The sequence below is a fragment of the Streptomyces thermovulgaris genome (genome assembly GCF_002155915.1).
Classification (GTDB): domain Bacteria; phylum Actinomycetota; class Actinomycetes; order Streptomycetales; family Streptomycetaceae; genus Streptomyces; species Streptomyces thermovulgaris.
Map to the genome: position 1 here is coordinate 1 of NZ_MUME01000018.1, position 14,558 is coordinate 14,558.

Genomic DNA, 14,558 nt, shown 5'->3' on the forward strand with positions numbered 1-14,558 from the left:
GTAGACCGACGTGTCGATCGGGATCGCCACATAGGAGGCGATGAAACCGATGGTGGCCAGCATCGACACCGTGAACAGCAGGGCCACGGTGCGCTCGGACCGCTTGGCCGCCCGCTCGTCGATGTCCTGGACCCGGGGCTCGTGCGGCGGCAGGCCCGGGTCGGCGAACGGATTGCGCTCGTCCGCGACCGAGACCGCCCCGCGCCCGCGCTCATCGGCGGCCTGCTCGGCAGGCAGGTTCTGTTCTGGAATGTCGTGGCTACTCATGACCTCTTGGCCTTTGCGGTCCGAGCGGTGACCCAAACGGTGACCGCGATCAGGGCGCCCAGCCCGAAGATCCAGGCGAACAGGCCCTCGACGACCGGTCCGAGACCGCCCAGCTGCGCACCGCCCGGGGTCTCGGTCTCAGGACCGTTGACCTCGTTGAGGTACGCGACGATGTCCTTCTTGTTCTGCTCCGACAGCACGCCGTCGGGGAAGGCGGGCATGTTCTGCGGGCCGGTCAGCATGGCCTCGTAGATGTGCTTGTTGCTCACACCGCCGAGGTTCGGGGCGTACTTTCCGTGCGTCAGCGCACCGCCCTGACCGGTGAAGTTGTGGCACTGGGCGCAGTTGTTGCGGAACAGCTCACCGCCCTTGGCCGCGTCCGCACCCGCGGGGTCGTACTGGTTCTTCGTCGGAATGGCCGGGCCGGCGCCGAGCGAGGCGATGTACGCGGCCATCTGGTCGATCTCGGCCTGGGTGTACTTCACCCGCTTGCGCGGAGCCTGGGCGCCCGGCTGCTGGGCCGGCATACGGCCGGTGCCCACCTGGAAGTCGACCGCCGCGGCGCCCACGCCCACCAGGCTGGGACCGTCAGTGGTGCCCTCGCCCTCGGTGCCGTGGCAGCTGGCGCAGCCGACCGTGTAGAGCTTCTTGCCCTCTTCGATGGCGAGGGACTGGGCGGTGTCCTCGGCCTTCGCCTTGCTCGCGGGCGCGAACGCGGTGTACAGCCCCCCCGTGGCCGCCAGCGCGAGGAGTAGGACGACGACCGCCGCCAAAGGATGGCGTCGTCGTGCGGAGAGCTTTTTCACGATTACCCCGGTGTCAGGATCTTCTGCGTCGATGTTTTGCGGACTTGGGTCGGCTCGTCGGCTACTGGATCAAATAGATCGTGGCGAAGAGACCGATCCAGACGACATCGACGAAGTGCCAGTAGTAGGACACGACGATGGCTGCGGTCGCCTGCTCGTGGGTGAACCTCCGGGCCGCGTAGGTACGGCCGAGCACCAGCAGGAAGGCGAAGAGGCCGCCCAGCACGTGCAGGCCGTGGAAGCCGGTGGTCAGGTAGAACACCGAGCCGTAGGGGCCGGAGGAAATGGAGATTCCGTGCTCCTCCACCAGGGCGGTGTACTCGTACACCTGGCCGCCGATGAAGATCGCGCCCATGATGAAGGTGATGATGAACCACAACCGGAGCTTCTTCACGTCCCCGCGCTCGGCGGCGAAGACGCCGAGCTGACAGGTGAGCGAGGAGAGCACCAGGATCGTGGTGTTCACCGAGGAGAACGGGACGTCCAGGCCGCCCGCCATCTCATTCCAATACGCCGGACCCGTCACCGAGCGCAGGGTGAAGTACATCGCGAAGAGGGCCGCGAAGAACATCAGCTCGGAACTCAGCCAGATGATGGTTCCGACGCTGGTGAGGTTCGGTCGGTTGACCGACGGGTGCGCGTGCCCGGTATCTACTGTCGTTGCTGTCGCCACGCCGACATTATGTCGGTCGCTTATCTCGCCCTCACTCCGGGGGGTGCTGTTCGGAGTGTCCGGGGTCGTGTGCTGCTCGTACGGCCCGTCGAAGAGCTGTTCCAACCGCTGCCGACCAGGGGTGGGAAGGAGTAGCATCCGCGCCATCGGTACCCGTAAGTTCCCGACGAGTTCCCGATCGACGACGCGGAGGAACCATGCAGGCGACCGCCACGGTGCTGGTCTACAGCGACGACGCCAACACCCGGGAGCAGGTGCGGCTGGCCTGCGGACGCCGGCCGGCTCCGGACTCCCCCGTGGTGAGGATCCTGGAGTGCGCCACGCCCGCCGCGGTGCTCAAGGAACTGGACAAGGGCGGGATCGACGTCTGCGTCCTGGACGGCGAGGCCGTGCCGCTGGGCGGCATGGGGATGTGCCGGCAGATCAAGGACGAGATCTTCGGCTGCCCGCCGGTGCTGCTGCTGATCGCCCGGCCGCAGGACGCGTGGCTGGCGACGTGGAGCCGGGCCGACGCGGCGGTCACCCTGCCGGTGGAGCCGGTGGAGTTCGCCCGTGCGCTGGCCTCCCTGCTGCGGAAGAAGGAACTGAGCGGCGTCTGACCTCCGGCTGTTCCGGGGAACTCGGGGCGGGCCGTTCGTCCTGCGGGTGCGGGCCGTCCCGGGCGACGCGTCCGCACGGAGCCGTCCCTCGGTACGGCTCCGTGTCCTTTTGCCGGCCCTTTCGCCGGTTTCCTCGTCCCTCTCCTCGCCGCTCCCCCTGTCGCTCTCCTCGTCGTTCCTCTTGCCGCTCCTTCGGGCGGTCCCCTCGTCGCGCATCGTCCGCTCACCGTCTCCGCGCGAGGCCCGCTACAGGCTCTGGGGGCTCAGCCGGGGCCGGCCGTCGTCCGTTCCCGGGGCCTTCGCCGCGGTCAGGGCGCTGCCCTGGAGCCACTCCTGCCAGGGGATGTTCCAGTCGCCGAAGCCGTTGTCGAAGTGTTCCATCGACTTGCCGGTGGAGTTGACGACCTCGACGAGGTCTCCCTCCTTGACGGTCTCGAAGAACCACGCGGCGTTGGTGTTGCTCATGCCGACGCAGCCGTGGCTGACGTTGGAGACGCCGTGGGAGCCGACGGACCAGGGGGCGGCATGGACGTACTCACCGCTCCACGTCACCCGGACGGCGTAGTACACGGGCAGGTCGTAGGAGTCCGGGGACCCGGCGGGGATGCCCACGGTGGTGCTCCTCATCTGCACGCGGTACTCCTTGGCCAGGACGACCTTGACGCCGTTGCGGGTCTCGAAGCCGGCCTTGCCCGCGGTGATGGGGATCTCCTTGATCTTCTCGTCGTTCTTGTAGACCGTCATCCGGTGCTTGGCGACGTCCGCGACAGCGACGATGCGGTCACCGATGGTGAGCTTCAGCGGTTTGGCGGTACCGCCCCACAGCCGGTCGCCGATCTTGATGTTCTCCAGGTTGCTGCGCACCTCGACGGTGGTGTTGGCGGGCCAGTAGGAGCGGGGGCGGTAATGGAGCTTCTTGTCGTCCACCCAGTACCAGGAGCCCTCCACGGCGGGCACCGAGTCGACCTTCAGGGCGCGCTCCACGACGGCCCGTTGCGCCGGGTCCGTGATCGGCTGGTCCAGTTCGGCCGTGATGGGCTGGCCCACGCCGTAGGTGCCCGCCTCCGGCCCGAACTTCACATTCAGCCGCTTGAGGCCGGTGGGCGCGCTGGTGTCGAAGGTGAGCACCTTGCGGCCGGGCCTGCCGCTGCCGTCCTCCGTGCGCACGGTCACCGTGTAGTGGGCGCCCGCGGCCAGCGGTGAGGTGCTGTGCCAGCGGCTGCCGTCGGCGGCGAGTTCGCCGGAGACGTAACGGCCCGTGGAGTCCACGGCGGTGACGTCCGTGATCCGGCTGTCCGAACCGTCGGCGGTGATCTCGAGAGGCTTGTCCGGGTCGACCTTCTCGCCGCGTTTCCCCGAACCGCTGAACGAGATCTGGTCCGTCGCGTCGTACGGGGTGGCGGCCAGGGGATTGCCGTCGGCGTCACAGGCGGTGACGGTCGCCCCCAGAGCGGCTGCCAGCAGCACGCAGACGGTGCCGGCGGTGTACGGAGTGGTGCTCATGAGGTCACGCTAGGAAGCTTCGCCGACTCCGGCACGATGAATCGTCCATGCGGGTGACCCCCTCTTCGGCGGAAGACGCGGCAGCCCGGCTCCTTTCCGGGAAGGAGCCGGGCTGCCGGTGTTCAACGCCGGTCGGCGGGACCGTTACTGGGTGCGGTTCTCACCGCGGTAGTACTCGAAGACCCAGCCGAACACGCTGAGCAGGATGATCGGAACCGAGAAGTACAGCAGCCACCAGCCGACCGCGACGCCGAGGAAGCCCAGCGCCCAGCCGATGGCGAGCCCGAGCGGCTGCCAGCTGTGCGGGCTGAAGAAGCCCAGCTCGCCGGCGCCGTCCGCGACATCGGCCTCCTTGTCGTCCTGGGCGCCCGGGTCGACCCGCCGGGCGGTGAAGCCCAGGTAGAAGCCGACCATGATGGCCAGGCCGAAGGCCATGAAGAGCGTCGTGATGCCGATCGGCTCCTTCGCCCACAGGCCATAGAGGATGGCCATGATGAGCAGGAAGACGCTCAGCCACATGAACATCTTGCCCTGGATCTTCACTTGCCGGCCTCCTTTCCACCGACGAGGGCCTTCTCGCCGTGGCCGGCGTGCTCGAGCTGCTCGAGCGCGGCGATCTCGGGGTGCTGCAGGTCGAACGCGGGGGATTCACTGCGGATGCGCGGCAGGGAGAGGAAGTTGTGCCGCGGCGGCGGGCAGGAGGTGGTCCACTCCAGGGAGCGGCCGTAGCCCCACGGGTCGTTGACACCGACCGGCTTGCCGTACTTGGCCGTCTTCCAGACGTTGTAGAAGAACGGCAGGAGCGACAGGCCGAGCACGAACGAGGAGATCGTGGAGATCGTGTTCAGGGTGGTGAAGCCGTCGGCCGCCAGGTAGTCGGAGTAGCGGCGCGGGAAGCCCTCGACACCCAGCCAGTGCTGCACCAGGAAGGTGCCGTGGAAGCCGATGAACAGCGTCCAGAACGTGATCTTGCCCAGGCGCTCGTCGAGCATCTTGCCCGTCCACTTCGGCCACCAGAAGTGGAAGCCGGCGAACATCGCGAAGACGACCGTGCCGAAGACCACGTAGTGGAAGTGGGCCACCACGAAGTAGCTGTCGGTGACGTGGAAGTCCAGCGGCGGCGCGGCCAGGATGACACCGGTCAGACCGCCGAAGAGGAAGGTCACCATGAAGCCGATCGTCCACAGCATCGGCGTCTCGAAGGAGAGCGAGCCCCTCCACATGGTGCCGATCCAGTTGAAGAACTTCACACCGGTCGGGACCGCGATCAGGAAGGTCATGAAGGAGAAGAACGGCAGCAGGATCCCGCCCGTGGTGTACATGTGGTGCGCCCACACGGTCACCGACAGGCCCGCGATGGCGATGGTCGCGCCGATCAGCCCCATGTAGCCGAACATCGGCTTGCGGGAGAACACCGGGATGATCTCACTGACGATGCCGAAGAACGGCAGCGCGATGATGTACACCTCGGGGTGACCGAAGAACCAGAACAGGTGCTGCCACAGCAGCGCACCGCCGTTGGACGAGGCGAAGATCTGACCGCCGAACTTGCGGTCGTACTCGAGCGTGAGCAGTGCGGCGGCCAGCACCGGGAAGGCCAGCAGCACCAGCACACCGGTCAGCAGCACGTTCCACGTGAAGATCGGCATGCGGAACATGGTCATGCCCGGAGCGCGCATGCAGATGATCGTGGTGATGAAGTTGACCGCACCGAGGATGGTGCCGAAGCCCTGCAGGGTCAGACCCATGATCCACAGGTCGGCGCCCATGCCCGGGGTGTGCGTCGCGTCCGACAGCGGCGCGTAGCCCGTCCAGCCGAAGTCCGGCGCACCCTGCGGGGTGAAGAACCCGGAGATCGCGATGATCGAGCCGATCAGGTACAGCCAGTAGGCCAGCATGTTCAGCCGCGGAAAGGCGACGTCCGGGGCGCCGATCTGCAGCGGCATGATCCAGTTGGCGAAGCCGGCGAACAGAGGCGTCGCGAACATCAGCAGCATGAGCGTGCCGTGCATCGTGAACGCCTGGTTGAACTGTTCGTTCGACATGATCTGCAGGCCCGGACGGGCCAGCTCGGCGCGCATGACGAGCGCCAGGACGCCGCCGATGCAGAAGAAGACGAACGACGACACCAGGTACAGCGTCCCGATCGTCTTGTGGTCCGTGCTCGTCAGCCACTTCACCACCACGCTGCCCGGCTGCTTGCGCCGGGCCGGCAGCGCGCTCTTCTGAGAGCTCTCGGCTGCCACAGCACCCTGAGGTTCGTTGAGGATGCTCACAGCTCGTTCACCTCCCGGTTCTTCTCGTGGCTCGTCTGCGCGATACCGGCGGGAACGTAACCGGTCTGCCCCTTCTTGGCGAGTTCCTTCAGGTGCTGCTCGTAGCGCTCAGGCGAGACGACCTTGACGTTGAACAGCATCCGCGCGTGGTCCTGGCCGCAGAGCTCGGCGCACTTGCCCCGGAAGGTGCCCTCCTGGGTGGGGGTCACCTGGAAGGAGTTGGTGTGGCCGGGGATGACGTCACGCTTCATCAGGAACGGCAGCACCCAGTAGGAGTGGATGACGTCGCGCGAGGTGAGGATGAAGCGGACGGTCTTGCCCTTGGGCAGCCACAGGGTCGGGCCGGGGTTGCCGTTCTGCGGGTTCCGCGTGCCCGGGATGCCGTAGTCGTAGACGCCGCCGGCGTTGGCCGGGAAGTCCTTCTTGTACCGGTCCGGGATGGCGGCCAGGTTCTTGTCGGTCTTCGCGTCACCGGTCGAGCCGGGGACGGACTCGATGTAGTTGAAGGCCCAGCTCCACTGGTAGCCGACGACGTTCACCGTGACGTCCGGCTTCTTGGACTCGCTCAGGAGCTTCGACTCGTCACGCGCCGTGAAGTAGAAGAGCACCGAGACGATGAGGAGCGGGACCACGGTGTACAGGGCCTCGATGGGCATGTTGTAGCGGGTCTGCGGAGGCACCTCCACCTTGGTGCGGCTGCGCCGGTAGAAGAAAGCGCACCACAGGATCAGACCCCACACCAGGCAGCCGATGGCGAGTGCGGCCGCCCAGGAGCCCTGCCACAGGGAGAGGATGATCGGAGCCTCTTCCGTGGCCGGGGTGGGCATGCCCAGCCGGGGAAAGTCCTTGTATGTGCAACCAGTAGCAGTCAACAGGACCAGGCCCGCGGTCAGTGCCTGCAGCAGCTTCCGCCGCATCGGGCGCCGCGGCGAGCGGTCGGAGCCGTTGGGACTCACGTAGCGCCTTCCCGAGAGTCTCGCCCGCGCGTTTGGCTGCGGCCTGCCTTCTCGCTGGTCGGTCGCCGCCCTGCGTCGGGCAGGGGTTTGGATGTTTATGCGGACCAAACCCTACTGGACGCCCTCCGGCGGAGCGCGGGGAGGGTGGCTTACGCGTCGCGGGTCGGACCGAAGGGGTGGGATAGACCCATATGCCCGGCTTCGTACAGGGGTTTGAGGCCCTCCGGGAGGGCGGCTGCGCGGCCTGTGCGGCAACCGGGAGGGACGGTGCGGGAGAACGGCGCGGCCGGTCGCCCGCCCGGCGGGACCGCACCGGTACCGGGCCGCGTCCTCCCCGCCCCTCTGCGGGTCGTAGCGTTGCTGTGTGGCCTACTTCGACGCTGCTTCCGGTGTTCCTCTTCATCCCGTCGCCCGGCAGGCTCTGCTCGCCGCCCTCGACGAGGGGTGGGCCGATCCCGCCCGGCTCCACAAGGAGGGGCGGCGTGCCCGGTTGCTGCTGGACGCGGCCCGGGAGACGACCGCGGAGGCGGTGGGGTGCCGGCCGGACGAGGTGACGTTCACCCCGTCGGGGACCCTGGCCGTGCACAGCGGCATCGCGGGTGCGCTGGCGGGGCGGCGACGCGCCGGACGTCACCTGATCGTGTCAGCGGTCGAGCACTCCTGCGTCCTCCATTCCGCCGAGGCGCACGAGGCGGACGGCGGAGCGGTCACACGGGTTGCGGTGGACCGCGGGGGCGCGGTGGCCGCCGCCGCGTACGAGGCCGCGCTGCGCGAGGACACCGCGCTGGCCTGTCTGCAGTCGGCCAACCACGAGGTGGGGACCGAGCAGCCGGTCGCCGAGGTGGCCGAGGTGTGCCGGGCGGCGGGTGTGCCGCTGCTGGTGGACGCGGCGCAGTCGCTGGGCTGGGGCCCGGTGGAGGGGGACTGGTCGCTGCTGACGGCGAGTGCGCACAAGTGGGGCGGGCCGCCCGGGGTCGGGCTGCTCGTGGTGCGCAAGGGGGTGCGGTTCGCGCCCCGGAGGCCGGCGGACGAGCGGGAGTCGGGACGGGCGCCCGGCTTCGAGAACATCCCGGCGATCGTGGCGGCGGCGGCGTCGCTGCGGGCGGTCCGGGCCGAGGCGGCCGCGGAGGCGGCACGGCTGCGGGAGCTGACGGAGCGGATCCGGACGCGGGTGCCGCGGCTCGTGCCGGACGTGGAGGTGGTGGGCGACCCGGTCCGCCGGCTGCCCGGGATCGTCACCTTCTCGTGTCTCTATGTCGACGGGGAGGCGCTGCTGCACGAGCTGAACCGTGAGGGCTTCTCCGTCTCCTCCGGCTCGTCGTGCACCAGCAGCACCCTGACGCCGAGCCATGTCCTGAAGGCGATGGGCGTGCTGAGCAGCGGCAACGTACGGGTGTCGCTGCCGCCCGGAACCTCCGGGGAGGACGTCGAACGGTTCCTCGGGATCCTGCCGGACGCGGTGGCGCGGGTCCGGGCCGAGCTCGGGGCGCCGGCCGGGGAGCCGGCCGCCGTGCGCGAGGACGCGGTGGTCGTGAACGCCCTCGGCAGGCGCTGCCCGATCCCGGTGATCGAGCTGGCGAAGGTGTTCGGGGACGTGCCCGTCGGCGGCACGGTCCGGGTGCTGGCCGACGACGAGGCGGCGCGTCTGGACATCCCGGCGTGGTGCGAGATGCGGGGCCAGGAGTACGTCGGCGAGGAGCCGGCGGACGAAGGTTCGGCCTACGTCGTCCGCCGGCTCTCGTAGGAACCGTCGGGCGGGAACCGTCGGCGGGGCCGCCGCTGCCGTTCCGTCAGGAGAGGTGGGCGCGGACCTCGTCGGCCGCCTCGTCGCCGTACGCCTTGGCGAAGCGCTCCATGAAGTGGGCGCGGCGCAGCTGGTACTCCTGGGTGCCGACCGTCTCGATGACCAGGGTGGCGAGCATGCAGCCGACCTGGGCGGCGCGCTCCAGGCTGACGCCCCAGACCAGGCCGGAGAGGAAGCCGGCGCGGAAGGCGTCGCCGACGCCCGTCGGGTCCACCTTGCGCTCCTCCTCCGGGCAGCCGACCTCGATCGGCTCCTCGCCGGCGCGCTCGATGCGCACACCGCGCGAGCCGAGGGTGGTGACCCGGTGGCCGACACGGGAGAGGATCTCGGCGTCGCTCCAGCCGGTCTTGGACTCGATGAGGCCCTTCTCGTACTCGTTGGAGAACAGGTACTGCGCCCCGTCCAGCAGTATCCGGATCTCCTCGCCGTCCATCCGGGCGATCTGCTGGGAGAAGTCCGCGGCGAACGGGATCCTGCGCGCCCGGCACTCCTCGGTGTGCCGGAGCATCGCCTCCGGGTCGTCCGCGCCGATCAGCACCAGGTCGAGACCGCCGACGCGGTCGGCGACGGTCTTGAGCTCGATGAGACGGGCCTCGCTCATGGCACCCGTGTAGAAGGAGCCGATCTGGTTGTGGTCGGCGTCGGTGGTGCACACGAAGCGGGCGGTGTGCAGGGTCTCGGAGATGCGGACCGAGGCGGTGTCGACGCCGTGCCGGTCCAGCCAGGCGCGGTACTCGTCGAAGTCGGGACCCGCGGCGCCGACCAGGATCGGCCGGGTGCCGAGCTGTCCCATGCCGAAGGCGATGTTGGCGCCGACTCCGCCGCGCCGTACGTCCAGCTGGTCGACCAGGAAGGAGAGCGAGACCGTGTGCAGCCGGTCCGCGACGAGCTGATCGGCGAACCGGCCGGGGAAGGTCATGAGGTGGTCGGTGGCGATGGAGCCGGTGACTGCGATACGCACGGCGTGATTGCTCCTGGAGTCCGGGGGAATGACAGTTCACGCTACCCGGTGTCGCGGCGCGCGCCACCTGGTCGGCGGGTGAGGGGAAACGGAAAAACTACCTGATAGTAGATCTATCGCGGGCAGCTTCTCCGTGCCTACGGTTCGCCCATGACGAACAACAGGGCCCACACCGTCCATGCTGCCCCCGCTCCGGCGGACCTCGAGGGCGATCTGGCCGCATTGCGCGAGGACTGCGCCCGGATGGCCCCCCAGTGGGCGGTGCCCGACCGGACCGCCGAGCCGCCGGTGCCGCCGTCCCGCATCCACGGGGTGAGGGTGCCCGTCTCCTCCGCCCGGCTGCTGGACGCGATGCCGGACTACGGGAACTGAGGGCCGAGGACCGGGACTTCGGAGGCCGGCCGGCCTGAGCGGTGTGCCGAGGGGGAACCGCCTGCTCCTTCACCGCGTCCCACCGCTGTCCCCCCTCTGGGGGGTGCGGGACACGACCCAGCCGAAGGAGCGATGCGGTGAACACCGAGCGACCCGACCACGACGACGCGGCTGCGGGCACCGCCGGGGAAGCCCCAAAGCAGGCGGGGACGCCGGAGCGGAAGGCTTCGGGGGACGGTGGCGGGGCCTCGACGGCTTCACAGGACGGTGCCGGCGCCCCGGGGGCCGCTGAAACCACCAAGGCCGCCAAGCCCTCCGAGACCGCCAGGACCTCCGAGGAGCAGGCGCCCTCGGAGAACGCCGAGGACCGGCGGACCCCGGAAACCAGCGAGGCCGCCGAGACCACCGGGGAACGGAAGGCCCCGGAGACCTCCGAGGACCGGACGCCCCCCGAGGACCGGAAGCCCTCGGAAACCGCCGAGACCCCCGAGGCGCGGAAGGCCGGCCCCTTCGAGGAGCAGAAGGAGAGGCAGAAGGTCGCGGAGACCTCCGAGACCGCCCGGCCCGCCGGGTCCTCCGAGACCGCCGAGGAACAGCGGATTCCGGAGGCCACCGGGACCTCCGAGGACCAAAGGTCCCCGGAGGAGGACCAGGGGCCCCCGGAGGCCGCCGAGACCCCCGAGGGCCGCAAGACCTCCGAGGGCGACCAGGAGGTCCCGGACGTCACCGCGGTCCCGGACGGGGGCGGGCGCTCCGGTGGGTGGCGGATGCGCGGGCGGTCGCCGGTGGTCATCGCCTCGGTCGCCGCCACGGTGCTGCTGGTGGGCGGCGGCGGGGCGCTTCTCGCCGCGGGGACGGGCGAGCGTCCGGGGACGGCGGCGTCCGACGGGCGCGGCACTCCCCCGCCGCTGGCCCTCGACGGGTACGCCGCCCCCGGCGCCGCGGGCGCCGCCGCCGCCGCGAACGAGATCGCCCCCGGTGAGCCCAACCCCTACGGCGCGACCTACCGGGCCGGCGGCACGCTGCCCGACGGACCCGGTTCGGCACCGGTGTACCGGGCCCGGGGCGAGGTCACCCGGGAGGAGGTGGCCCGGCTCGCCGAGGCGCTCGGTGTGGAGGGCACGCCGGCGGCCGACGCCCAGGCCTGGAGGGTGGGGTCGGGAAAGGACGGCTCCGGCCCGATGCTGCGGGTGAGCAGGCAGGCACCCGGGACATGGACGTTCAGCCGGTACGCGCCGGGCACCGACAACTGCAAGGGCGCGGTGTGCGCGGCGGTCCCCGGGGTTCCCGGGACCTCGTCCGTCCGCCCGGTGAGCGTGGCGGCGGCGCGGAAGGCGGCGGCTCCGGTGCTCAAGGCGCTGGGCCAGGACGACGCCAAGGTGGACGCGAGCCGGACCGTGGGTGCTCAGCGGATCGTCAACGCCGATCCGCGCGTCGGCGGGCTGCCCACGTACGGCTGGACCACGGGTCTGAGCATCGGCCCGCAGGGCGAGGTGGTCAGCGGCAGCGGCCGGCTGAAGAAGCCGGTGAAGGGCGACACGTATCCCGTGCTGAGCGCACGCAGGACGCTGGAGCTGATGAACGCGGTCCCGCGGACCGGCCGCGCGGGCATCGGCGGCTGCGCCGCTCCCGTACCGCTGAAGGACCGCTCGCCGGAGGACCACCCGCCGAAGGACCGCCCGGAGGTGCCGTGCGAGGCGAAGGCCCCGGCCCCGCCCCGCAAGGAGTCCACGAAGTCCTTCGCCGGGAACGCCTTCACCGTCGACAGGGCCGTGTTCGGGCTGGCCTCGCACTCCTCCGACGGCCGGCGGGCGCTCGTGCCGTCCTGGCTGTTCCGGGTGCGGGCGTCGGACGGGCAGGGGGTGCCCTTCACGGTGACGCACCCGGCCGTCGACCCGAAGTACCTGACCTCGCCGAAGGCGTCGGGCGGCTCGGACGGCGCCACGGTGACGCGGGACGTGGAGGTGACCGGCTACAGCACCGAGGGCGACGAGCTGACCGTCCGCTTCGAGGGCGGGGTGTGCGCGGACTACCGGGCGTCCGTGAAGGAGGAGTCCGACCGGGTGACGGTCACGGTGACCGAGACCTCGCGGCGGGACCGGATCTGCATCCTGGTCGCCAAGGTGCACCACGAGAGCGTGCGTCTGGACCGGCCGCTCGGTGACCGGAAGGTGGTCGGCTCGAACGGGCGGGAGATCCCCCGGGAGAGGCCGGGCGCGCGGCTGCCGGAGCCGTCGGCCGCCCGCTGAGCGGCGGGACAGTGCGGAACGCGCCGGAAGGCGGCGGCCCCTGGCAGGGGCTGCCGCCTTTCATGTCCTCGGCGTCCTGCCGGGACCGGTTGCTCAGCTGAAGGAGTCGCCGCAGGCGCAGGAGCCCGTCGCGTTCGGGTTGTCGATCGTGAAGCCCTGCTTCTCGATCGTGTCCACGAAGTCGATGGTGGCGCCGCCGAGGTAGGGGGCGCTCATGCGGTCGGTGACGACCTTGACGCCGTCGAATTCCTTCACCACGTCGCCGTCGAGGGACCGCTCGTCGAAGAAGAGCTGGTAGCGCAGGCCGGAGCAGCCACCGGGCTGGACGGCGACGCGCAGGGCGAGGTCGTCACGGCCTTCCTGGTCGAGCAGGGCCTTGACCTTGGCCGTGGCGGCGTCGGTCAGGATGATGCCGTCGGTGACGGTGGTGGTCTCGTCCGATACGGACATCTAGATCTCTCCCGGGTTGTACGGAGACTGCTTGCCGACGAGTCCAACCGGCGGGGCCGCGGATTCATTCCGGGCCGGGGTCGTGCTTTTTCTCTTCTCCAGGCTCGTCCTCATCATGCTCGCACACGCGCGGGAGGACGGACAGCGGCCTGTGGAGAGAGGGGGAGGGGGTCACCGGTCGGGCCGCCGGCCGGTGTCCAGGATTCACGTCACATCGACGCTATGACCATCGTCAAAGTGACGTGAAGCCGCTATGATAGATAGCGTCAGTTCGACGAAAAGTAGAAAGGGTGCGTGTCGTGACCACCGCCCAGACCCAGGACCTCGACGTCCAGCCGACGCCGCTCGCCCTGCTGCTGCTCGGCCGTGAAGCCGACCCGAGGAGCGAGCGCGGCGTCGAGTGCCCCGGTGAGCTGCCCTCCCCGTCCGACCCGGACCTGGTGGAACGCGCTCGTGCGGCCAAGGAGAAGCTCGGGGACAAGGTCTTCGTGCTCGGCCACCACTACCAGCGCGACGAGGTCATCCAGTTCGCCGACGTCACGGGCGACTCCTTCAAGCTGGCGCGGGACGCGGCGGCACGCCCGGAGGCCGAGTACATCGTGTTCTGCGGTGTGCACTTCATGGCGGAGTCCGCGGACATCCTGACGTCCGACGACCAGAAGGTGGTCCTGCCGGACCTGGCGGCCGGCTGCTCCATGGCCGACATGGCGACGGCCGAGCAGGTCGCCGAGTGCTGGGACGTGCTGACCGAGGCGGGGATCGCCGAGCAGGTCGTCCCGGTGTCGTACATGAACTCCTCCGCCGACATCAAGGCCTTCACGGGCCGGCACGGCGGCACGATCTGCACGTCGTCGAACGCCAAGCGGGCCCTGGAGTGGGCCTTCCAGCAGGGCGAGAAGGTCCTGTTCCTGCCCGACCAGCACCTGGGCCGCAACACGGCGGTGCGGGACATGGGCATGTCCCTGGACGACTGCGTCGTCTACAACCCGCACAGGCCGAACGGCGGTCTGACCGCCGAGGAACTGCGCGCGGCGAAGATGATCCTGTGGCGGGGTCACTGCTCGGTGCACGGCCGCTTCAACCTGGACTCGGTCAACGAGGTCCGCGAGCGCATCCCCGGGGTGAACGTCCTGGTCCACCCCGAGTGCAGGCACGAGGTGGTGACCGCGGCGGACTACGTCGGCTCGACCGAGTACATCATCAAGACCCTGGAGGCCGCCCCGGCCGGCTCCAAGTGGGCCATCGGCACGGAGCTGAACCTGGTCCGCCGTCTGGCGAACCGTTTCGCCCCCGAGGGCAAGGACGTCGTCTTCCTCGACCGCACGGTCTGCTTCTGCTCCACCATGAACCGCATCGACCTGCCCCACCTGGTCTGGGCCCTGGAGTCCCTGGCCGAGGGCAACGTGGTCAACCGCATCCAGGTGGACAAGGAGACGGAGGAGTACGCGAAGCTGGCCCTGGAACGGATGCTGGCACTGCCGTAGACGACGCACCCGCCGGCGACATCGCCGTCGAAGGACACGCAGAAGCCCCCGTCGCAGACGGTTCTGACGGGGGCTCCGGTCTGCCGCCGAGGGCTTCGGTGACCGAGGCGCCCGCTCCGGACCCGGCCCGGAAGTCTTCGGGGGCTTCCACGGGTGAG

General features: G+C 69.9%; 13 protein-coding genes and 1 pseudogene. 5 read left to right on the forward strand and 9 right to left on the reverse strand.

Features of this window, described 5'->3' with window-relative positions; all coding sequences use genetic code 11:
• The 3 genes and pseudogenes from CCN35_RS02105 to ctaE form a co-directional block, all read right to left on the reverse strand.
• Positions 1-267: pseudogene (locus CCN35_RS02105) on the reverse strand (cytochrome bc1 complex Rieske iron-sulfur subunit); the annotation flags it as partial.
• Positions 264-1,073 carry a cytochrome bc1 complex diheme cytochrome c subunit gene (gene qcrC, locus CCN35_RS02110; protein WP_067400685.1) on the reverse strand — a complete coding sequence of 270 codons (810 nt, stop codon included), beginning with the start codon at positions 1,071-1,073 and terminating at the stop codon, positions 264-266. The pseudogene CCN35_RS02105 and the gene qcrC, both read right to left, overlap by 4 nt.
• A gap of 61 nt (positions 1,074-1,134) precedes the next feature.
• On the reverse strand, positions 1,135-1,746 hold the full coding sequence (gene ctaE, locus CCN35_RS02115) for an aa3-type cytochrome oxidase subunit III (protein ID WP_067400681.1): 612 nt from the start codon (positions 1,744-1,746) through the stop codon (positions 1,135-1,137).
• Positions 1,747-1,943: 197 nt separating this feature from the next.
• Here ctaE and CCN35_RS02120 point away from each other — a divergent pair, with 197 nt between their 5' ends.
• The gene (locus tag CCN35_RS02120) at positions 1,944-2,345 is read left to right on the forward strand and encodes a response regulator (protein ID WP_067400677.1); all 402 of its coding nucleotides are present in this window, start codon (positions 1,944-1,946) and stop codon (positions 2,343-2,345) included.
• 246 nt (positions 2,346-2,591) lie between these two features.
• Here the strand turns inward: CCN35_RS02120 and CCN35_RS02125 are convergent, their stop codons facing one another.
• From CCN35_RS02125 to ctaC, 4 genes are all read right to left on the reverse strand, one after another.
• The gene (locus CCN35_RS02125) at positions 2,592-3,848 is read right to left on the reverse strand and encodes a L,D-transpeptidase (protein ID WP_067400672.1); all 1,257 of its coding nucleotides are present in this window, start codon (positions 3,846-3,848) and stop codon (positions 2,592-2,594) included.
• Between the two features lie 144 nt (positions 3,849-3,992).
• Positions 3,993-4,391 carry a cytochrome c oxidase subunit 4 gene (locus tag CCN35_RS02130; protein WP_086791341.1) on the reverse strand — a complete coding sequence of 133 codons (399 nt, stop codon included), beginning with the start codon at positions 4,389-4,391 and terminating at the stop codon, positions 3,993-3,995.
• Positions 4,388-6,124, reverse strand: a complete 1,737-nt coding sequence (ctaD, locus tag CCN35_RS02135) for an aa3-type cytochrome oxidase subunit I (RefSeq protein WP_086791343.1) — start codon at positions 6,122-6,124, stop codon at positions 4,388-4,390. The genes CCN35_RS02130 and ctaD overlap by 4 nt, the downstream gene beginning before the upstream one ends.
• Positions 6,121-7,080, reverse strand: a complete 960-nt coding sequence (gene ctaC / locus CCN35_RS02140) for an aa3-type cytochrome oxidase subunit II (RefSeq protein ID WP_067391751.1) — start codon at positions 7,078-7,080, stop codon at positions 6,121-6,123. The genes ctaD and ctaC overlap by 4 nt, the downstream gene beginning before the upstream one ends.
• A 364-nt stretch (positions 7,081-7,444) precedes the next feature.
• Here ctaC and CCN35_RS02145 point away from each other — a divergent pair, with 364 nt between their 5' ends.
• The gene (locus CCN35_RS02145) at positions 7,445-8,824 is read left to right on the forward strand and encodes a cysteine desulfurase/sulfurtransferase TusA family protein (RefSeq protein ID WP_079129626.1); all 1,380 of its coding nucleotides are present in this window, start codon (positions 7,445-7,447) and stop codon (positions 8,822-8,824) included.
• 46 nt (positions 8,825-8,870) lie between these two features.
• On the opposite strand, the gene CCN35_RS02150 is transcribed toward CCN35_RS02145, so the two are convergent.
• Positions 8,871-9,845 carry a carbohydrate kinase family protein gene (locus CCN35_RS02150; RefSeq protein WP_067391757.1) on the reverse strand — a complete coding sequence of 325 codons (975 nt, stop codon included), beginning with the start codon at positions 9,843-9,845 and terminating at the stop codon, positions 8,871-8,873.
• A gap of 150 nt (positions 9,846-9,995) precedes the next feature.
• On the opposite strand from CCN35_RS02150, the gene CCN35_RS02155 reads away from it, so the two are divergent.
• Positions 9,996-10,217, forward strand: coding sequence for a hypothetical protein (locus CCN35_RS02155; protein ID WP_067391759.1), 222 nt, complete (start codon positions 9,996-9,998; stop codon positions 10,215-10,217).
• A 137-nt stretch (positions 10,218-10,354) separates the two neighbouring features.
• Positions 10,355-12,466, forward strand: a complete 2,112-nt coding sequence (locus CCN35_RS02160) for a hypothetical protein (protein ID WP_086791344.1) — start codon at positions 10,355-10,357, stop codon at positions 12,464-12,466.
• Between the two features lie 93 nt (positions 12,467-12,559).
• Here the strand turns inward: CCN35_RS02160 and erpA are convergent, their stop codons facing one another.
• Entirely contained in the window at positions 12,560-12,916 is a 357-nt protein-coding gene (gene erpA / locus CCN35_RS02165; protein WP_067391764.1) for an iron-sulfur cluster insertion protein ErpA, read from the reverse strand.
• Between the two features lie 299 nt (positions 12,917-13,215).
• On the opposite strand from erpA, the gene nadA reads away from it, so the two are divergent.
• Positions 13,216-14,400: a quinolinate synthase NadA gene (nadA, locus tag CCN35_RS02170; protein WP_067392109.1), complete on the forward strand. Its 1,185-nt coding sequence runs from the start codon at positions 13,216-13,218 to the stop codon at positions 14,398-14,400.
• Positions 14,401-14,558: the final 158 nt, after the last annotated feature.

Bases quoted from the DNA above. Each gene is read 5' to 3' on its own strand.
- CCN35_RS02155 (WP_067391759.1), top strand. From the start codon at position 9,996: ATGACGAACAACAGGGCCCACACCGTCCATGCTGCCCCCGCTCCGGCG.
- erpA (WP_067391764.1), bottom strand. From the start codon at position 12,916: ATGTCCGTATCGGACGAGACCACCACCGTCACCGACGGCATCATCCTG.
- CCN35_RS02120 (WP_067400677.1), top strand. From the start codon at position 1,944: ATGCAGGCGACCGCCACGGTGCTGGTCTACAGCGACGACGCCAACACC.
- CCN35_RS02125 (WP_067400672.1), bottom strand. From the start codon at position 3,848: ATGAGCACCACTCCGTACACCGCCGGCACCGTCTGCGTGCTGCTGGCA.